The sequence below is a fragment of the Microbacterium sp. PRC9 genome, from assembly GCF_031844125.1.
In the GTDB taxonomy this organism is placed as follows: domain Bacteria; phylum Actinomycetota; class Actinomycetes; order Actinomycetales; family Microbacteriaceae; genus Microbacterium.
This window is the reverse complement of record NZ_JAUZUR010000013.1, coordinates 1-18,018: the sequence shown is the minus strand read 5'-3', so window position 1 is coordinate 18,018 and position 18,018 is coordinate 1. Positions and strand designations below refer to the sequence as shown.

General features: G+C 70.8%; 18 protein-coding genes. 13 read left to right on the top strand and 5 right to left on the bottom strand.

Annotation, left to right across the window (positions count from 1 at the left end; genetic code table 11):
- Positions 1-15: 15 nt before the first annotated feature.
- The 8 genes from Q9R33_RS19815 to Q9R33_RS19780 all read left to right on the top strand — a co-directional run bounded on the left by Q9R33_RS19815 (position 16) and on the right by Q9R33_RS19780 (position 7,361).
- Positions 16-1,113: a class I SAM-dependent methyltransferase gene (locus Q9R33_RS19815; protein ID WP_311294870.1), complete on the top strand. Its 1,098-nt coding sequence runs from the start codon at positions 16-18 to the stop codon at positions 1,111-1,113.
- A 184-nt stretch (positions 1,114-1,297) separates the two neighbouring features.
- Complete coding sequence (locus Q9R33_RS19810; protein WP_311294869.1) at positions 1,298-2,137, top strand: transposase; 840 nt, start codon at positions 1,298-1,300, stop codon at positions 2,135-2,137.
- Between the two features lie 104 nt (positions 2,138-2,241).
- Complete coding sequence (locus tag Q9R33_RS19805) at positions 2,242-3,039, top strand: GTP pyrophosphokinase family protein (protein WP_056372252.1); 798 nt, start codon at positions 2,242-2,244, stop codon at positions 3,037-3,039.
- A 99-nt stretch (positions 3,040-3,138) separates the two neighbouring features.
- On the top strand, positions 3,139-3,486 hold the full coding sequence (locus tag Q9R33_RS19800) for a hypothetical protein (RefSeq protein ID WP_311294868.1): 348 nt from the start codon (positions 3,139-3,141) through the stop codon (positions 3,484-3,486).
- A 91-nt stretch (positions 3,487-3,577) separates the two neighbouring features.
- Positions 3,578-4,777: an alpha/beta fold hydrolase gene (locus tag Q9R33_RS19795; protein ID WP_311294867.1), complete on the top strand. Its 1,200-nt coding sequence runs from the start codon at positions 3,578-3,580 to the stop codon at positions 4,775-4,777.
- Positions 4,778-4,800: 23 nt separating this feature from the next.
- Positions 4,801-6,003 (top strand): cation:proton antiporter, encoded by a 1,203-nt coding sequence (locus Q9R33_RS19790; RefSeq protein ID WP_310250192.1) that lies wholly within the window; start codon positions 4,801-4,803, stop codon positions 6,001-6,003.
- Positions 6,000-6,485, top strand: a complete 486-nt coding sequence (locus tag Q9R33_RS19785) for a glutaminase (protein WP_311294866.1) — start codon at positions 6,000-6,002, stop codon at positions 6,483-6,485. Before Q9R33_RS19790 ends, Q9R33_RS19785 begins: the two co-directional genes overlap by 4 nt.
- Before the next feature lie 75 nt (positions 6,486-6,560).
- Positions 6,561-7,361 (top strand): tryptophan-rich sensory protein, encoded by an 801-nt coding sequence (locus Q9R33_RS19780; protein ID WP_311294865.1) that lies wholly within the window; start codon positions 6,561-6,563, stop codon positions 7,359-7,361.
- On the opposite strand, the gene Q9R33_RS19775 is transcribed toward Q9R33_RS19780, so the two are convergent.
- Positions 7,362-8,105, bottom strand: a complete 744-nt coding sequence (locus Q9R33_RS19775; protein ID WP_310250185.1) for a glutamine amidotransferase-related protein — start codon at positions 8,103-8,105, stop codon at positions 7,362-7,364.
- Positions 8,106-8,229: 124 nt separating this feature from the next.
- Here Q9R33_RS19775 and Q9R33_RS19770 point away from each other — a divergent pair, with 124 nt between their 5' ends.
- From Q9R33_RS19770 to Q9R33_RS19755, 4 genes are all read left to right on the top strand, one after another.
- Positions 8,230-8,847 (top strand): RNA polymerase sigma factor, encoded by a 618-nt coding sequence (locus tag Q9R33_RS19770; protein WP_056372262.1) that lies wholly within the window; start codon positions 8,230-8,232, stop codon positions 8,845-8,847.
- Positions 8,837-9,304, top strand: coding sequence for a hypothetical protein (locus Q9R33_RS19765; RefSeq protein WP_056372401.1), 468 nt, complete (start codon positions 8,837-8,839; stop codon positions 9,302-9,304). The genes Q9R33_RS19770 and Q9R33_RS19765 overlap by 11 nt, the downstream gene beginning before the upstream one ends.
- A 73-nt stretch (positions 9,305-9,377) precedes the next feature.
- Positions 9,378-11,345: a S8/S53 family peptidase gene (locus Q9R33_RS19760; protein WP_311294864.1), complete on the top strand. Its 1,968-nt coding sequence runs from the start codon at positions 9,378-9,380 to the stop codon at positions 11,343-11,345.
- A gap of 73 nt (positions 11,346-11,418) precedes the next feature.
- Positions 11,419-13,908: a CHAT domain-containing protein gene (locus tag Q9R33_RS19755; protein WP_311294862.1), complete on the top strand. Its 2,490-nt coding sequence runs from the start codon at positions 11,419-11,421 to the stop codon at positions 13,906-13,908.
- Between the two features lie 210 nt (positions 13,909-14,118).
- Here Q9R33_RS19755 and Q9R33_RS19750 read toward each other — a convergent pair whose 3' ends face one another.
- Complete coding sequence (locus Q9R33_RS19750) at positions 14,119-14,913, bottom strand: LysR substrate-binding domain-containing protein (protein WP_311294861.1); 795 nt, start codon at positions 14,911-14,913, stop codon at positions 14,119-14,121.
- On the opposite strand from Q9R33_RS19750, the gene Q9R33_RS19745 reads away from it, so the two are divergent.
- The gene (locus Q9R33_RS19745; RefSeq protein ID WP_310250171.1) at positions 14,912-15,310 is read left to right on the top strand and encodes a DUF1304 domain-containing protein; all 399 of its coding nucleotides are present in this window, start codon (positions 14,912-14,914) and stop codon (positions 15,308-15,310) included. The genes Q9R33_RS19750 and Q9R33_RS19745 overlap by 2 nt on opposite strands.
- Before the next feature lie 21 nt (positions 15,311-15,331).
- Here the strand turns inward: Q9R33_RS19745 and Q9R33_RS19740 are convergent, their stop codons facing one another.
- The 3 genes from Q9R33_RS19740 to Q9R33_RS19730 all read right to left on the bottom strand — a co-directional run bounded on the left by Q9R33_RS19740 (position 15,332) and on the right by Q9R33_RS19730 (position 17,908).
- Complete coding sequence (locus tag Q9R33_RS19740; RefSeq protein ID WP_311294860.1) at positions 15,332-15,898, bottom strand: thermonuclease family protein; 567 nt, start codon at positions 15,896-15,898, stop codon at positions 15,332-15,334.
- A 42-nt stretch (positions 15,899-15,940) separates the two neighbouring features.
- On the bottom strand, positions 15,941-16,348 hold the full coding sequence (locus tag Q9R33_RS19735) for a transferase (RefSeq protein WP_056372272.1): 408 nt from the start codon (positions 16,346-16,348) through the stop codon (positions 15,941-15,943).
- A gap of 147 nt (positions 16,349-16,495) precedes the next feature.
- On the bottom strand, positions 16,496-17,908 hold the full coding sequence (locus Q9R33_RS19730) for an aspartate aminotransferase family protein (protein WP_311294859.1): 1,413 nt from the start codon (positions 17,906-17,908) through the stop codon (positions 16,496-16,498).
- Between the last annotated feature and the right edge of the window lie 110 nt (positions 17,909-18,018).

Here is an 18,018-nt window from a genome sequence, read left to right as displayed (position 1 = left end):
GTGAAGGAGAACAAGATGTCCACGACGACCACCGAGTCCGAGGTGACGACCGAGACCGAGGCCACCGCGGCCTTCGCCGACCGGATCATGGATGCCACGCTCGGCTGGATGGACCTCATGGCCGTCCACCTCGGCTCGCAGCTCGGCTGGTACGCCGTGCTGTCGCGGGCCGACGGGCTCACCGCGGACGAACTCGCCGAGCGCACGCACACCGACGCCCGGTACGCCCGCGAGTGGCTCGAGCAGCAGTGCGCGACCGGCATCCTGCGCGCGGATGAGGACGCTGATCCCGCCGCTCGGCGGTTCCGCCTCGCTCCGGGTGTCGCCGAGGTGCTGCTCGACCGGGGAAGTCTGTCCTACCTCGAACCGCTCGCTCGTATGATGGCGGCCTCGGGAACCCAGATCGGCGCCCTCCTCGACGCCTACCGCACCGGCGGCGGCGTCAGCTGGGAGCAGCTCGGCCGGCACGCCCGCGAGGCGCAGGCCGACATGAACCGGCCGTGGTTCGACGATCTGCCCGACCTCTTCGCGGGGATCAGCCGGCTCGATGCCGTGCTCCGGCGCCCCGATGCCCGCATCGCAGACCTGGGCTTCGGCGGCGGCTGGTCCTCGATCGCCCTGGCGAAGGCGTACCCGCAGCTGCGCGTGGTCGGTCTCGACATCGACGAGGCCTCCGTCGAGGCGGCCCGGCAGAACGCCGCTGAAGCCGGGGTCGCCGACCGCGTCGAGTTCCTGCTGTGCGACGCGGCGCTCGTCGCCGAGTACGGCCCGTTCGACGCCGTCTTCGCGTTCGAGTGCCTGCATGACATGCCGCATCCCGTGGAGGTGCTCTCGGCGGCGCGCGGCGCGGTGAGCGACGACGGCATGGTCGTCATCATGGATGAGGCCACCGAGGAACGCTTCGCCGCGAACGCGAGCGAGCTCGAACGACTGCTCTACGGATTCAGCCTCTTCGTCTGCCTGCCCGACGGTCGCTCGCACACCCCGAGCGCCGGCACCGGCACGGTGATGCGCCCCTCGACCCTCCGCGGCTACGCGCGTTCGGCGGGGTGGTCCGACGTCCGGGTGCTGGTCCCCGAGTTCGGTCTCTGGCGCTTCTACGAGATCGTCTGACCCTGGCGGCCCCTCGCGAGCTCTTCGCGGCGGGGCTTCCGGGATCGCGATCCCGCGGCCTTCCGAACCGTTTGCAGGACCGCTCCGGATGCCGCGCGCCTCGGCCACCGCGGCAACGCGGCGTTGGTCGCCCTCGCCGCGGTCGGTCCTGAGAACGGTCGGGGCCATGGGACACAATGGGCGCATGGCCGACGCCGACGAACAGCTCGACGCGATCGCCGCGGAGCTGTACGCCCTCCCGCCGGCGGAGTTCACGGCCGCCCGCAACGCCCGTGCGGGGCTCGCGGCGCCGGCGCTCGCCAAGCGGCTCAAGGCGCTGCGCAAGCCCACCGTCTCGGCGTGGGCGGTCAACCTGCTCGCCCGCGACGGGCAGCTCGCCGACGCGGTGGAGCTGTCGACCGCGCTCCGCGAAGCACAGGACGACCTCGACGCCGCCGAGCTGGCGCGCCTCGGCCGCCAACGACGTCAGCTGGTGGCCGCCCTCGCGAAGCAGGCGGTGGGGCTCGCGGAAGAGGCGGGCGGCACCCTGAGCACGGCCGCGCGGGACGACGTCGAGAAGACGATCAATGCGGCGGTGATGGATGCCTCGGCCGCGGCCGCCGTCCTCACAGCCCGGCTTGTCAAGCCCCTGGAGGCGGGCGACATCGACCCGGCCGCGCTCACCGACGCGGTGGGCGGGTCGCTCCCCGGAGCCGTGTCCGCACCCCCGCGCGACGACCTCGCCGAGCGCCGGGCCCGCAAGGCTGCGGAGAAGGCGGCGCGCGAGGCCGAGCGCCTCGCGAACGAGGCGGAGCGCGAGCTCGCGCGCGTCGACGCGCGACGCGCGAAGGCGCAGGAGCGGGTCGACCACGTGCGGGAGCGCATCGACGACCTCCGCCGCGACCTCGCCGCGCTCGAAGCCGACGAGCGGGCGGCCGTGGAGAAGCTCGACGCGGTCGAGGACGAGCGGTCCGACGTGGCGGCGAAGGCCCGGGACGCCGCCCAGGCGAACGAGCGCGCCCAGCGCGCCCTCGACGACGCCTGACCCTCCTGTGGCGCCGAAGGCGCAGCTGGGCCCATGCGGCCGGAGGGGCCGTGGGGACCGTTCCTCACAGGACTCTCGTAGAACTGCCGCCTAGCGTGAAAGGCATGGCGACTCCCGCACCTCTGGTGCCCGCGACGGCGTCCGACGAGGGTGAGATCACCGTCTCACCGAGCGAGCTCCGGGAGCTGCGGGACGAGCTGCAGCGCTTCATGATGGAGTACCGCTTCGGCCTGCAGGAGGTCGAGACGAAGATCGGCATCCTGCGCGACGAGTTCCTGCTGACGCACGACTACAACCCGATCGAGCATGTCTCGAGCCGCGTGAAATCGCCCGACAGCCTCGTCGAGAAGGTGCAGCGCAAGGGCATCGACGGGGACTTCGCCTCGATCCGCCGGAGCATCACCGACATCGCCGGCATCCGCATCACGTGCAGCTTCACCGCCGACGTGTACCGCCTCTTCGACCTGCTCACCGCCCAGGACGACGTGCGCGTGCTGCAGGTCAAGGACTACATCGCGTCGCCGAAGTCCAACGGCTACAAGAGCCTGCACGCGATCCTCGAGGTGCCGGTGTTCCTGTCGACGGGGCGTATCGAAGTGCCCGTCGAGGTGCAGTTCCGCACCATCGCGATGGACTTCTGGGCGAGCCTCGAGCACAAGATCTACTACAAGTACGCGACGCGCGTGCCCGACGAGCTGCTCGAGAGCCTCAAGGACGCGGCCGAGACCGCCGCCGAACTCGACGCCCGGATGGAGCGTCTGCACCGGCAGATCCGAGGCGGCGGCGCGGGCCAGGTCGCTCCGGTCGCCGTCCGCGAGATCGCCGCCGTGCCCGCCCCTGTCGAGACCGCTCCGGATGCTGCGACCCGGCCCGTCGACGACCCCGGAGTGCGTCCCGTCTAAACGGGCGGAGGGGGTCCGCTCGCGAGGACGGCGGCCGCGCTCTCGAGGTACTCGTCGACCGCCCGCGGACCGAACACGGCACTGTTCGCGGTGCTCGGCGTGGGCGTCGCCGCGACCTCCGCGCTGATCATCGGGCTGGCAGCGTTGATGGGCCCTCCCGGGATCGCCGTCGGGGCTGTCATCACGATGTTCATCGCGAACCCGATCGCGGGCGCCGCCCTGCCGCCGCAGTTCCTCCCCGAGCCGTGGGGCGCGGTCGTCCAGTTCTTCGTGCCGGGTGCATCGGCGAACCTGCTGCGCTCGGTGATGTACTTCCCGGAGGCCTCTACGTGGGCGCAGTGGACGATCCTCGGCGCGTGGCTCGTGGGCGGCGTGATCCTCGCGCTCATCGGCCACCGGCGCAGCCGCGCAGAGCTGACCCCGCCCGAGCGGCAGCTGGAGAACTGAGCCGAGGTCCGTCCGGAAACGCACGTTGCCGCGCCCGCCGTGCGGTGCCGGTGCGCGCGTTCCCGGCGTGCGACGCGCTACCGTCGCAGCAATGGGGACCTCGACGCGCCGCGCGCGCCGGCAGCGATTCGTCTTCGCCTTCGTGGCGGCGACGCTCGCCGTCGTGGGCGGGGTCGTCGCCGCAGAGGAGGCGCGGCTCGTCGGTGATGCGCTCGAGCGCCCCGGGATCGACGCGTTCTACGCCCAGCCCGACGACGCCGCCGACGGTGAGCCGGGCTCGCTCGTGAAGGCCGACGCACTCCTCGGCGCACCGTTCGCCGCGCGGGCATGGCGGATCATGTACCGCACCACCGACGTGCACGGCGATCCGGCGGTCGCGACCGGCGTGCTCGTCGCGCCGCTGACGCCCGCACCGTCGCGCGGACGCACCGTCGTGTCGTGGGGCCACCCGACGACAGGTGCCGCGCGCGACTGCGCGCCGTCGTACGGTTTCGACCCGTTCGTCGGCATCGAGGGGCTGCGGTTCCTCCTCGACCGCGGGTACGCGGTCGTCGCGACGGACTATGTCGGCATGGGCACGGCAGGTCCCGACTCGTACCTCGTCGGCGTCACCGGCGGCAACGCGGTGCTCGACGCCGTGCGGGCCGCGCGCGCGATCACGGACGCCCGAGCGAGCGAGCGGGTCGTGCTGTGGGGCCACTCGCAGGGCGGTCAGGCGGTGCTCTTCGCCGCTCAGCAGGCGGCCGACTACGCGCCAGAGCTCGACATCCGCGCCGTCGCCGCTGCGGCGCCGGCGGCAGACCTGCCGGGCCTCATGAGCGCACACCTCGACGACATCTCGGGGGTAACCATCGGGTCGTATGCCTTCACCGCCTACGCGGACGTCTACCCCGAGGCATCCCTCGACGGGATCCTCACGCCGACCGCGCAAGAGATCGTGCCGCGCATGAACCAGCTGTGCCTGCTGACGAACATCTCCGAGCTCCACGAGATCGGGCAGCCGCTCGTGGGCGACTTCACCATGAGCGATCCCACGAAGACCGAGCCTTGGGCGAGCCTGCTCGACGAGAACTCGGCGGGGGCGACCGCGTTCGACGCCCCGCTGTTCCTGGCGCAGGGGCTCGAGGACGAGCTCGTCGTGCCGTCCGACACGACGGAGTTCGCACAGCACGAGGCCGACCTCGGCATAGACGTGACGTACCACGAGATCCCGTTCGCCAACCATGGGACCGTGGCCTATCTGGCGCTGCCGGCGATGCTCCGCTGGCTCGAGGGGGTCTCGGCGGGGTGACCCCGGCTGGCTAGTCTGTTCGCGTGGACGGTCTCACACCCTCGACGCTCCTGCTGATTCCGCTGCTGGGGGTGCTCGCCCCGATTCTGGCCCGAGGTCTCGGGCGGTGGGTGCGCGTGCCCGTGGTGGTGTTCGAGCTCGTGCTCGGCATCCTGATCGGGCCCGCGGTTCTCGGCTGGGCGGGGCCGAACGCCTTCGTCGACGTCCTGGCCAACTTCGGACTCGCGATGCTGTTCTTCGTCGCCGGCACCGAGATCGAGTTCGGATCGTTCCGCGGACGCCTCGGCCGTCGCGCGTCGCTCGGGTGGATCATCAGCCTCGCCGCGGGCATCGCGGCCGGCTGGCTGCTCGCGCCCGGGGAGGCGGCGATCGTGATCGGCGTCGCGCTGTGCTCGACGGCGCTGGGCACCCTCCTGCCGATCCTGCGGGACGCCGGCGAGCTGCGCACCCCGTTCGGCCGCGCCGTCGGCGCCGTCGGCGCCGTCGGCGAGTTCGGGCCGCTCATCGCGATCTCGATCTTCCTCGGCGGCCGCGAGCCGGGCCTGTCCACCATCGTCTTGGCGCTGTTCGCCGCGTTCGCGGGGCTCGCGATCTGGCTCGCGTTCCGGGTGCCGCGCGGCGCGATGCACTCGTTCGTGAACTCCACGCTGCACACCTCGGGGCAGTTCGCGATCCGGGTGGTGTTCGTGATCCTCGCCGCCCTCGTCGCGCTGAGCATCGTCCTCGACCTCGACATGCTGCTGGGGGCCTTCACCGCCGGCATCATCTGGCGCCTCCTCATGCGCGACGCCTCCGAGCACGACCGCGACGCCGTCGAGAGCAAGATCGAGGGCGTCGCGTTCGGCTTCCTCGTGCCGATCTTCTTCATCTACACGGGCATCACGTTCGACCTCCAGGGCCTGCTCGACGACCCCGTGCTGTTCTGGCTGGTGCCGCTGGTGCTCGTCGCGCTTCTCGTCGTCCGCGGGCTGCCATCGACGCTTGCCGCACCCGAAGGGTCCTCGCGCCGCGAGCGGCTGTCGATCGCGCTCCTGGGTGCGACCGGGCTTCCGATCATCGTCGCCGTCACCCAGATCGGCGTGGACGAGAAGATCCTCGACACGACGCAGCAGACCGTGCTCGTCGCGGGCGGCATGCTGTCGGTGCTGCTGTTCCCGCTGGTCGGCATGGCGCTGCGCGGCGAGCGGCTGACGGCGAGCCCGTCCCTCCTGGACGACATGGCGTGAGCACCCTCGAACTCCTCGACGCCACCCGCTCGCGGCTCACCGACGTGCCCCGCGAAGCGCTCGGCGAACTGATCGTGCCCAAGCGCTTCCTGGGGGTGGCGCGCGCCGCCCGCATCGAACGGCGCGGCGACGCGTGGCACCTGGGAGTGCTGCTCCTCACCGACGACGCCGTCTTCGCGACGGGCGACATCCTCCGCGCCCGGCACGAAGCCCGGCGAGGCTACACCGCCGAGTCCCAGCGGCAGCGCGCCGAACTCGCCGCCGCCGCACGTCGCGGCGGCTTCGCGGAGGGCGAGACCGTGCACATCGGATGGCGGATGCTGCAGCCCGGCGCGGTCGACAGGGGCGAGGCATCCGCTCCGCTGTTCCCTGCCGATGGCGTGCCCAGCGTGAGATGGAGCGCCGCCGGAGGACTCATGCCGCTCGAGGCCTATCTCTCGGAGCGGGTCGCCCTGCTGCTCGACCCGCCGGGCGGCGCGTAAGACCCTCGGTATCCGTCGGGTGACGGGATGTCAAGAGCCCTCGTGGCGGGGTGGCGTGCGCCTTACCGTGTGAGGATGACCGCCAAGGACCTCGCCCGGCAGATCATCGTCATCAGCGCGTTCTGCTTCATGATCGTGGCCGCCATGGTCGGCACCGGCCTGTTCGGCGGCACGCCGGTGCAGGCGCTGCAGGACGGTGCGCTCGACCAGGACGGCTCGTACCTCGCGCCGGCGCGGCCGGCGTTCTCGATCTGGACCGCGATCTACGTCGGGCTGTTCGCCTACACCGTGTGGCAGGCGCTGCCGCGCCAGCGCAGCAGCGAGCGGCAGCGAGCGCTCGGATACCTCATCGCCGGCACGATGGCACTCAACGGACTGTGGCTCGTCACGGCCCAGTTCGGCTCGCTTGGGCTCACGGTGCTCGCCATCATCGTGCTGCTCGCGCTGCTGGGCGTCACGTTCAGCCGCACCGTCATCGAGCCCGCCGACGGCTGGGCCGATCGGCTGCTGGTCGACGGCGTCACGGGCCTGCACCTGGGCTGGGTGACGCTCGCCACCGTCGCGAACATCACGGCCTGGCTGACTTCGATCGGAGCGCCCGAGTGGGAGGCGTCGGCGGACCTGTGGGGCGTGGTCGTCCTCATCGCCGTCGCCGTCATCGGGCTCGGAATCGAGATCGCGAGCCGCTGGCGCCTCGGGCCGGCGCTCGCGCTCGCGTGGGGGCTGATCTGGCTCTCGGTCGGCCGGCTGGAGGGCGAGCCGCACAGCACCGCGATCGGGGTGACGGCGATCGTCGTCGCCGCACTGATCCTCGGTGCGGCGCTCATCGGCACCGCAGTGCGCGCGCTGACCGCGGTCCGCAACGCCGAGGTGTGATCAGGCGGGCGCGAAGCGGTCGGCGAACGCCCGCAGCAGCCGCGTGGGCTCCGTGACGGATGCTGCGAGCACGCGTCCCGCGATCGCGTCGTAGTCCGCGGAATCGAAGTAGCCGTCGTCGCGGTACACGGCCATGCGCTCGGTGAACGCCTTCGTGGTCGGCTCGGGGTGGAATTGGGTCGCGTAGAGCCGCTCGCCCACGCGGTACGCCTGGACGGGGCATCCGTCGTTGCTCGCCAGCAGGACCGCTCCCGGCGGCAGGCTCTCCGTCCCCTCCTTGTGGGCGGTGAGCGCGGTGAAGCGATTCGCGAGCGCGCCGAACAGCGGGTCGGCCGAGGCCCGCTTCGTGAGCTCCACCGCCACGGGGCCGGTGTCCTCGGGGAAGGCACGGCTCACCGTGCCGCCCAGGGTGCGGGTCGCGATGCCGATGCCGTAGCAGGTGAAGAGGGCGGCCGGACCGTCGCCGGTCGCGGTGCGCTCTGCGATGCGGGCGAGGGCCGCTTCGAGGCGCCGCTGAGCGTCGGTCTTCGTCGACTCGGGGTCGGTGACGTTGAACGGACTGCCGCCCACGAGGAAGCCGGAGTAGCGCTCGAACACGTCGTCCGGAAGCGGTTCGCGCACCAGGTCGTGGCGGGCGAGGCGGCTCTCGTCGAGGTGCATCGCGGTGCGGAAGGACTCGTATTCGGCGGCCGCCGCACCCAGCTGCGGGCGCACGCAGACATAGAGCAACGGCGCGGTCGTCATGCACGAATTCTAGGTCTCCACTCCCGGACCCTGCGAGACGGCTGAAATCGTCGGTATTCGGGCGGCGTGCGTGTATCAAACCCGCACTATCGCGCTCGGGCATGGTGTGGACAGAATGGGCGCTATGACGCAGGCTGACGCCGAACCATCCGTCGACTCCGTGGAGCCGGCGCGATGGGAGCGCGCCGCCGCACTCTTCGTGCGGTGGCGTGAAGGCGACAGCCGTGCGATGGACGAACTCGTCCGCCTGATGACGCCGCCGCTATGGCACGTCGTGAGGGCGTACGGGCTCGACCATTCGTTGGCGCAGGACGTCGTGCAGACGACCTGGCTGACGCTCGTGCGCCGTCACGAGACCATCAACGACCCGCTCGCGGTGTCGGGGTGGCTCACGATGTGCGCGCGCCGTGAGGCGTGGCGAGTCGGCAAACAGCACCGGCGTGCCGATGCCACCGAGGCCGAGTCGCTCGAACCGCACCTTCCCGTCCACGAATCCGCCGAGCAGACCGCCGCGCAGGACGACGAGACCCGTCGCCTCTGGACAGCGGTCGGAACGCTCAACGAACGATGCCAGCGCCTGCTGCGGATCGTCGCGTTCGAGGACCGCCCCGACTATGCCCGCATCGCCGAAGACCTTGCGATGCCCATCGGATCGATCGGACCGACCCGCCAGCGCTGCCTCGCGAAGCTACGCGCCGTACTCGAGGGAGACGGATGGAGAGGTGACGACGATGGAAACTGAGGACTTTGCGGCCGACGCCGCGCTCTTCGCACGGATGCGGCGCATGTGGGAGGACGTCGACCCCGTGCCGGCCGACCTGGTGGACCAGATGGTCGCCGCCGTCGCCGTCGAGGACCTGTCGCGGGAGTACGCACTCCTGACGCTGGTCGAGGGGACGTTCGCGGCCGTGCGCGGCGAGACCGACACGGCGACTCTCCAGTTCAGCGACGGCACGACCAGCGTGCTGCTGCACGTGACCGCCACCGAGGGCGGCGACCGGCGCGTGGACGGATGGGTGGACGCCACGGCCCTCGCCATCCGTCTCATCCAGGGCGACCGCGAGTGGTCGGCCGAACCGGGCGAGCACGGACGCTTCGCCTTCGACGAGGTCACGCCCGGGATGGCGCGGCTTCGCCTGGTGGTGCGCGACGCCGACGGCGCGCTGCGCGACTTCCAGACCCCGCAGTTCGAAGTCTGACAACCAGTTCGAGATACGAAGAACGGATGCCGCGGCCTGGGGGCCGCGGCTCCCACGTGTGTGAGGAGATGACATGGCCGAAGACGAGCGTGCCGGTGGATCGTGGCGTACGCGAGTGAAGGCGGGCGCCCCGCTCGGCGTTCCGCTCGATCCCGGTCGGGACATCGTGCCGGGAGTGGAGGCGTTCCCCTCGGCGTACGCGCCAGGCCATCTCGTGATCTCGGGTGAGACCGCCGACGCGAAGGGTGCGCTGCTCGCTGCGGGCCAGGAGCTCGGGTGGGAGGTCGACCTCGATGAGATCCGGCCATCTGCGGAGAACGAGCCCGCTCTCACGCGGGCGCGCATCATCCAGCTTCCGAGCGACAAGCGGGACGACGAACCGGTTCCCGCCGTCGACGCCTGGCGGCTGCTGCAGCACGCGCGTCGGGTGGCCCTCGAGGAAGCCGAATACCAGCGACGTCTGGCCGCGGAGCAGCAGGCCGATCGCGGACAGGAGGGCGCGTCGCAGCGCCCTGAGCCCGCAGCGCGCGGCCTTTCTGAACAAGGCGCCCCCAGCGAGGTGAGCGAGCAACGCCGTCAGGAGATCCGCCGCGAGGTGCGTCGCGACGTCGCCAAGACCGCGGCGCGGGCTGCGGAGCCCATCCGGGCGGAGTCCCGATCGCGGGCCCCGCAGCAGCCGCTGGTGGAGGTGCCGTCCGTCGACATCGATGCACTGCGCAATGTCGGGCTGGATCACGTGCTCACGATCGATCCGGTGGGCGTCAATCCTCACGGCATGACGAACCCCCACGGCATGACGAACCCGCACGGCATGACGAACCCGCACGGCATGACGAACCCGCACGGCATGACCAACCCGAGCGGAACCGCGGGCTACGCCTATCCCGGGACGGGGGGCCTCGAGCTCGTGTCGTTCCTCGGGACGGCGCCGCGGCGAACGCGCGTCGTCGCCGAAGGCGGCCGCAGGCCCGTCGTCGCCGTCGTGGACACCGGGTGCGGTGTCCACCCGTGGCTCCCGGCCGAGACCACGCCGTCACAGCCGGCCACGCCCGCGCCGTCGAGGCCGGAGCGCTTCGACGACCTCGATGACGAGCCGGCCGATGCGATCGACACGGTCGACCCCGTGATCGTCCGGCGTAGGCTCCCCTGGCCGAGCCGAACCGGGGACGTGATCGGTGTCGAGGATCCCCTCACGGATCCCGAGATCCACGGCGACCAGTCCGGACCTCTCGATGGGTTCCTCGACGCCGCCGCCGGCCACGGTACGTTCGTCTGCGGCATCATCCGTCAGGTCTGCCCGGAGGCGGATCTCATCTCGATCCGTGTCGCCGACAGCAATGGCGCAGTGCTCGAGAGCGAGCTCATCGATGCGCTCGAAGACCTCGCGCTCTGGATGGACTCGGACAAGGCGAAGAACGTCGTCGACGTCGTCAACCTCTCGCTCGGCTACTACCACGAGACTCCCGAGGATGGACGCTTCAGCCTGCGACTCCATAAGGCACTCGTGGCGCTGCGCCGCCGGGGGTGCGTCGTCGTGTGCTCCGCCGGAAACGATGCGACGGAACGACCGGCGTTTCCCGCCGCGCTGTCCAAGGACGGCGATCCCGAGCTGAAACTCGAAGAGCCGCCGGGGCTTGCCCAGCACATCGCCGTCGGGGCGCTGAATCCTCAAGCGACATCCGTCGCGCTGTACAGCAACGTCGGCGATTGGGTGACAGCCTTCGCTCCCGGCACCTCTGTCGTGAGCGCGTTCCCGTCGTTCGAGGGCGGCGTGCAGGCCGGCACACGCGCCGACCGCGACAACCGTCGACGGCAGAGCCTGGACCCGGACGACTTCTCCGGTGGCTACGCGATCTGGAGCGGGACCTCGTTCGCCGCACCGTACGTCTCGGGTCGGATCGCACGGGCTCTCGCTCCATCCCTGATGGATCCCGGTGCCGCCAAGACTGCGGCTCCGGGGCAGGACCCCGTCGCAAAGGCGCTCGAATGGGTGAAGGTGCGGGACAAGTCGACACCGCTCCCGGGTCAGACGGCCCCTTAGCCAGGGAGAGAAGAGTGCGGCTGGCGGGGCCTGCCGGTCGCACTCGTCTGCCGGGTGGGTCCATCATGGCTGTGTGGCGGCGACCGGTGAACAGCTCTACCAGCGGGGTTGGCATCTCGCGACCCGAGGGAGCTTCATAGACGCTCGGCGCGTGCTCGCGGCCGGTGCCGCGCGCGCCGAAGCCGAGGGCGACATCGAGCTCGGTGCGCGCATCGCGGGCACGACGGCCTACGTGCTCGCTCGCCTCGGCGACGTGGATGGTGGCGAGCAGCTGTGCCTGGACGCCCTCGGGCGGGACGGTCTGTCGGAGGCCGCGATCGCCCAGTTGCACGGTCAGCTCGGGTCGCTCGCGCTGGAACGCGGGCTGCTCGATGACGCGGCAGGGTGGCTGGACAAGAGCATCCGTGGGCTCAGCGATCAGCCGGTGCGTCAGGCCAACATGCGGATGAACCGCAGTCTCGTCGACATGCAGCGCGGCCGTCTCGACGCGGCTGTCTCGGATCTCCACCTGGCGGAGGGTGCCTATCGGGCAGCGGGCATGGACACCGAGGCGAACCTCGCCGTGCACAACCGCGGCTATGCGCTCATGCTCGGCGGGGATCTCGTGGCGGCCCTGCAGACGATGCAGTCCGTCCGGGAACCGCTCGATGGGGAGTCAGCGATGTGGGCGGCCGTGAACGAGCTCGACCGCGCGGAGGTGCTCCGCGAAGCAGGGTTGGTGACAGAGGCCGAGCGCAGTCTCGCAGCGGTGTCGGAAGCGTTCGGTCGCCATCGTGCTCCGCGCGACCGTGCCACGGCGGATTACAACCTCGCTCGATCGTTGCTCAGCCACGATCCGGTCCGCGCGGCACGGGTGGCCGCCGCATCGGCGCGGCGGTTCGCCACGATCGGCAGCTCGGGCTGGGCTGTGCGTGCTGAGGCGATCGGTCTGCGTGCCAGGCTCACGGTCGGGCGGGTCGACCGCGCCGGGGGTCCGGTGAGGGCGGGACAGCGGCTGCCCGCGCGCACGAGAGTCTTGGATGTCACGGCGGGCCTCAAGGCGCACGGATTCAACTCCGAGGCGGAGGCGCTCCGGCTCACGGACGCGTTGGCGCGCATCAGGAGCGGCCACGGCGGCGCTCAGCCGGTCATGCGTATCGGACGGCGCACTCCGCTGGAGGTGGGGCTCCTCGCGCATGAGGTGCGCGCGGCACATGCCGCCACACAGGGCCGCGAGGCCGACACCCGTCGTCACGCTGCCGCCGGGCTCGATCTGTTGGATCGCACCCGCCATGCCGTGGGGAGCCTCGACATACAGGTCTCCGCGGCGATGAAGGGTGCGGGGCTGATCACGACCGGGCTGGCCTCGGCCCTCAGATCAGGCAACCATGCCGCCGTCTTCGAATGGTCTGAGCGTGCACGCTCGGTGATGGGATCCTTCCCACCGCTTCGCCCGCCGCCCGACCCCGAATTGGCGGCAGATCTCGCGGAGCTGCGGGTGCTGCGCGCCGCGGCGCCGGACGGTGAATGGCTCGCCACACCGCGGGCCGCTCTCCTCAGCGACCGCGCGCGTCAGCGGCAGTGGTCGCACACCGCCGCCGGTGAACTCAGAGTCCGCGCGACGCTCGACGACGCCGTCGCAGAACTGGGTGACGGCGATGCGCTCGTGTCCTACGTGTTCGACGGAGTCGAGCTCGCTGCACTCGCCATCACACGCGGGAGCCGACAACTGATCGCACTGGACTGGAATGCCGTGAGGCTCGCGCTGCGGGGCCTGCGGGCCGATCTCGACATGGCGGCGACGGTGACCGCGGGGCCGATGGCGGCGGTGGTCCGCCGGGGGCTCGACGAGCGGCTGGCGACCCTGTCGCGGATCCTCTGCGCTCCCGTTCGCGCGCTCTCGGGCGCGGAACGGATCCTCGTCACGGCCGCGGGCGTCCTCTCCGGTGTCCCGTGGATGATGCTCCCCGCGATCGGCCGTCGCCCCCTGTCGGTGGCGACGTCAGTCACCTCCTGGATCGCTCAGCGCTCGAGTGCTGCGCGCGCGCCGAGGTCCGCCGGCTTCGCAGCCGGCCCCCGCGTCGCCCGCGGAGAGGAGGAGGTGTCCGCGGCTTCGACCGCGTGGAGCCGAGCCCAGGTGAGAACCGGCGCCGAAGCGACAGTCACGGAGGTCACCGCTCTGGCCTCTGAGGTCGACGTGCTGCATGTCGCCGCCCATGGCCGTCACGCACTCGACAACCCGATGTTCTCCGGTCTGGAACTCGCCGACGGCACCCTGTTCGGCTACGACATCGACCTCATCCCGGTCGTCCCCGACACTGTCGTGTTGTCGGCGTGCGAGGTCGGTCGTTCCTCGGTGAGGTGGGGCGAAGAGGCGTTGGGTATGACGAGGGTGTGGCTGCACGCGGGTGTTCGCAGCGTCATCGCCGCACCCGTCATCGTCGCCGACGACGCGGCATGCGAGCTCCTCGCGGCCATGCACGAGGGCCTCGCCGCGGGCGTAGCCCCCTCGGAAGCACTGGCCGCGGCATCCGTCCGCACCGGCATCGTCGCCCCGTTCCAGGTGCACGGCGCCGGGTTCTGAGGTTTCTTCGCGTTCCGTGTATCAGGACGGATGCTGCGTGCTCCTGGTCATCGGAACGGCTTGCGCCCAGCCGACGGGGGGTCGGAGGCGCTGACAGAAGACCTTCTTGGGGAACGCAGAATCGGCTCTGGGTCTTCGCCGCCGATCCTCGAGGGGTGCTGCATGGGACTGGGGCGGCACCCCTCATTCCATGCTTCGGCGCAGGCGCGCTCAGCCGCGCGAAGAGTTGGCGGTGCGCCCGCGCACGATGCCGACGAAGGCCTCGACCGCGGGAGTGGTCCGCTCAGCCGTCCACGCGAGCGCCACCGTCGAGAGCGGACCCCCGCTGAGTGCGCGGTACTCGACGTCCTTGCGATGATGCAGTCGTGCGACCGACATCGGCACCACCACGATCCCGACACCGGCCGCGACGGTGGCGATCGCCTCGCCGGTGTCGGCCGGTGGCGCGAACCGTGGCGCGACACTGCCGGGGAGCTGGATGGCGAGCACGTCGTCCTGCGGCACGATGAGCACCTCGCCCACGAGATCCGCCGCGTCGAGCTCGTCCTCAGCGGCGGTCAGGTGCGAGTCCTTCGCGCACACGACCACCGGGACCTCGTCGTACAGCGGGATGACGTGGAGGCCGTCCTTGTCGAGCGGCAGCCGCACGAGCGCCGCGTCGACCTCGCCGTCGAGGAGCGCGCGACGCTGATCGGCGACCGCCAGGGGCACGAGCTCGAGGCTGGTCCGCGGCATCCGGTCGTTCCAGATGTCGATCCACTTGCCGGGCGTCGCACCCGGGATCGCGCCGAGCGTGAAAGTCGCGGGCATGGCGGGCTCGACGGGCGGCGTCGGCGACGGCCCGGGCGACGGCTGCGGCCGCCGCGTCTTGGCGGGCTTCGCCTTCGAGGACGACGCGGATGCTGCGCCCGGACGCTTGCCCGATGCGCCGCGACCTCGTCCGCCTGTGCGCGACCCGCCCTTCGCCATGCGTTCAGCGTAGCCGGGACGATATGGTTCGCTCATGGTGGCGATTCTGGCAACGGTCTTCGCGGCGCTCGCGGCGCTCCTGCACGTCTACATCTTCGTGATGGAGAGCGTCCAGTGGACGCAACCGAAGATCTGGAAGCGGTTCGGGGTGGCCGACCAGGCGGCCGCCGACACGACGAAGCCGATGGCGTACAACCAGGGCTTCTACAACCTGTTCCTCGCGATCGGCGTCGTCATCGGGCTGGTGCTGCTCTTCGCGGGAAGCGACACCGCGCCCGTCCACGCGGCGGGTCTCGCGCTCGTGCTGTTCGCGCTGGGGTCGATGGTCGCCGCCGCGCTGGTGCTGCTCACGACCGGGTTGCGGTACCTGCGGGCGGCGCTCCTCCAGGGCACGCTGCCCCTCATCGGGTTCGTGCTGTTCCTGTTCGCCTGACCGCTCAACCCGCGTGACCGCTCAGTCGCACGCGCCCCACTGCCCGGCCGCCGCGGCGACGGCCGCGGATTCGAGTGAGCGCAGCAGGGTCTCCTGGCTGCGATTGGGCGAATAGACCTCGACCCGCGCATCGCCCTGCGCGACGAGCTCGCCGTTCACGAAACGGCCGTCGGGCGTCCAGACGTAGAGCAGCGTTCTGCCGTACTGGTCATGCACCTCGTGGTCGGCGGCGACCCAGATCGTCGATCCCACAGGGATGAGCGACGTCAGCTTCGTCGTCGCCTCCGCACCCCAGCAGTCGAGTTCGGGGGAGATCTCGGGGGTGTCGATGCCCAGCAGACGGACGCGCGTGGATTCGAGATCGCCGACGACGGCGTTGGGGACGGCGACGCGAGCGCGCAGCGTGTCGCCGTCGTGGACGCTCTCGACGGTCATCTCGAATGCGTCGGCCGGGATCGCCGGCATCGTGGAAGAGATGCCCGGTGCCGGCTGTGCGACCTCGGCGCCCGCGTCGCGCCCGACGAACCACCAGCAGGCCGTGCCCGAAATGACGAGCAGCAGGATTCCGATGAGCACGCGTCTGAGCACGACGCGAGCCTATGCGGTGGCGCCGACGCGCCACCGCGACGATCAGGCAGCCAGGCGCAGTCCGCGCTTGTCCGTGGCGACGCGCTCGCCGTCGGCGATCGTCTCGTCGTCGCCGATGAGCGAGCCTCCGGCGACACGGGCGTCGTGCCCGACCTGGGTGCGCACGCCGATCTTCGCGCGCGGGCCGATGGCCGCGCGCGGCCCGATGTGGGCGTGCGGTGCGATCTCGGCGTCGGGTCCGATCACGGCATCCGTCTCGACCCATACGCCCCGGCCGACGTGCGCGCCCGCGGCGATCTGCACGCCCGGTTCGACATACGCCCCCGCTTCGACGATGGCGCTGGGGTGCACCTTCGCTCCGTGCGCGATCAGGCCCCGACCGTTGACGTGCTTGCGGTAGCGCAGCATCTCGCCCTGGTCGTTCTCGATGTCGATGTAGTTCTTTCCCACGGTCCCCTCCTGGAGCAGCACATGGTGCTGAGTACAGAGATAACGGCGGGGAGGGATGATTCATTCCCGCGCATCGGAACGATTCGAATGACGGGCGTGCAGCGGCCCCGCGTCCGAAGTGGACGCGGGGCCGGAAAAGGATGCTGATCAGCGCGTGACGTACTCGTCGGCGGTCGAGAGGGCCCGGGCGATGACGTCGAGTCCACGCACCAGCTCGTCCTCGGTGATCACGAGCGGAGGCGCCACGTGAACGCGGTTGAAGTGCGTGAACGGCCACACCCCTTCCCGCTTGCACGCCGCGGCGACCGCGGCGATGGGTGCGGCATCCGTCCCGCTCGCGTTGAAGGGAACGAGCTGCTCGCGGGTCTTGCGGTCCTTGACGAGCTCGATCGCCCAGAAGAGGCCCATTCCCCGCACGTCGCCGACGGACGGATGCCGCGACGCGAGGTCGCGCAGGCGCGGCTCCACGACGCGCGATCCGAGGTCGCGCACGCGCTCGAGGATGCCGTCGCGCTCGAACACCTCGAACGTGGCGACGCCCGCCGCGCACGCGAGCGGGTGGCCCGAGTACGTGAGCCCGCCGGGGAAGGACACGGTGTCGAAGTGTGAGGCGATCGTGTCGGAGATCACGACGCCGCCGAGTGGCACATAGCCCGAGTTCACACCCTTCGCGAAGGTGATGAGGTCAGGCTTCACGTCGAACGCCTGGAACGCGAACCACTCGCCCACGCGGCCGAAGCCCACCATGACCTCGTCGGCGATGTAGACGATGCCGTAGCGGTCGCACAGCTCGCGCACGCCGGTGAGATATCCCGGCGGCGGCACCAGCACGCCGTTCGTGCCGACGATCGTCTCGATGATGATCGCCGCGATCGTGGTGGCGCCCTCGAGCACGATGGTCTGCTCGAGGTGCTCGAGCGCGCGCTGCGTCTCCTCCTCGGCGCTCGACGAGTGGAACGCGGAGCGGTACGGGTAGGGGCCGAAGAATTTCGCGGTCGAGCCGTCGGCGGGCTCGTTGGGCCAGCGGCGCGGGTCGCCGGTCAGCGAGATCGCAGTCGTGGTGTTGCCGTGGTAGCTGCGGTACATCGACAGCACCTTGCGGCGGCCCGTCACGAGGCGCGCCATGCGCACGGCGTTCTCGTTCGCATCGGCGCCGCCGTTGGTGAAGAACACCTTCTCGAAGCCGTCGCCCGCGACCTCGGCGATGCGGCGGGCGAGCTCGCCGCGCACGTCGTTGGCCATCGACGGCTGGATCGTCGTGAGACGACCAGCCTGATTCTGGATCGCCTGGACGAGATCCGGATGCTGATGCCCGAGGTTGAGGTTCACCAGCTGGGAGCTGAAGTCGAGGTAGGCGTTGCCGTTGTAGTCCCAGAAGGTCGACCCCTCACCCGCGGCGATGGGAAGCGGATCGATGAGCGCCTGCGCGCTCCACGAGTGGAACACGTGGCCGCGGTCGTCTGCGCGAACGCGGGCGTCGGCCTCGGGATCCGGAAGGTGGCGGTCGGCGCCCGTCGGATCGGTGTAGACGGCGGGGGCGGGAGTGAGTGTGTCAGTCATTTTGCTCCGGTCGTTGAGCGAGCGAGGAACGTGGTCGTTGAGCGAGCTCGCGAGTCGAAACGCAGAGGCGAATCGCGTCGGGAGTCCGGGCGACCCTGATTGCGAGGCAT

What these genes read in the sequence shown, in the direction of transcription:
- Q9R33_RS19810 (WP_311294869.1), top strand. Translation starts at nt 1,298, where the DNA reads ATGGCCGACGCCGACGAACAGCTCGACGCGATCGCCGCGGAGCTGTAC.
- Q9R33_RS19780 (WP_311294865.1), top strand. Translation starts at nt 6,561, where the DNA reads ATGACCGCCAAGGACCTCGCCCGGCAGATCATCGTCATCAGCGCGTTC.
- Q9R33_RS19730 (WP_311294859.1), bottom strand. Translation starts at nt 17,908, where the DNA reads ATGACTGACACACTCACTCCCGCCCCCGCCGTCTACACCGATCCGACG.
- Q9R33_RS19750 (WP_311294861.1), bottom strand. Translation starts at nt 14,913, where the DNA reads ATGAGCGAACCATATCGTCCCGGCTACGCTGAACGCATGGCGAAGGGC.
- Q9R33_RS19805 (WP_056372252.1), top strand. Translation starts at nt 2,242, where the DNA reads ATGGCGACTCCCGCACCTCTGGTGCCCGCGACGGCGTCCGACGAGGGT.
- Q9R33_RS19770 (WP_056372262.1), top strand. Translation starts at nt 8,230, where the DNA reads ATGACGCAGGCTGACGCCGAACCATCCGTCGACTCCGTGGAGCCGGCG.
- Q9R33_RS19765 (WP_056372401.1), top strand. Translation starts at nt 8,837, where the DNA reads ATGGAAACTGAGGACTTTGCGGCCGACGCCGCGCTCTTCGCACGGATG.
- Q9R33_RS19795 (WP_311294867.1), top strand. Translation starts at nt 3,578, where the DNA reads ATGGGGACCTCGACGCGCCGCGCGCGCCGGCAGCGATTCGTCTTCGCC.
- Q9R33_RS19745 (WP_310250171.1), top strand. Translation starts at nt 14,912, where the DNA reads ATGGTGGCGATTCTGGCAACGGTCTTCGCGGCGCTCGCGGCGCTCCTG.
- Q9R33_RS19775 (WP_310250185.1), bottom strand. Translation starts at nt 8,105, where the DNA reads ATGACGACCGCGCCGTTGCTCTATGTCTGCGTGCGCCCGCAGCTGGGT.
- Q9R33_RS19760 (WP_311294864.1), top strand. Translation starts at nt 9,378, where the DNA reads ATGGCCGAAGACGAGCGTGCCGGTGGATCGTGGCGTACGCGAGTGAAG.
- Q9R33_RS19815 (WP_311294870.1), top strand. Translation starts at nt 16, where the DNA reads ATGTCCACGACGACCACCGAGTCCGAGGTGACGACCGAGACCGAGGCC.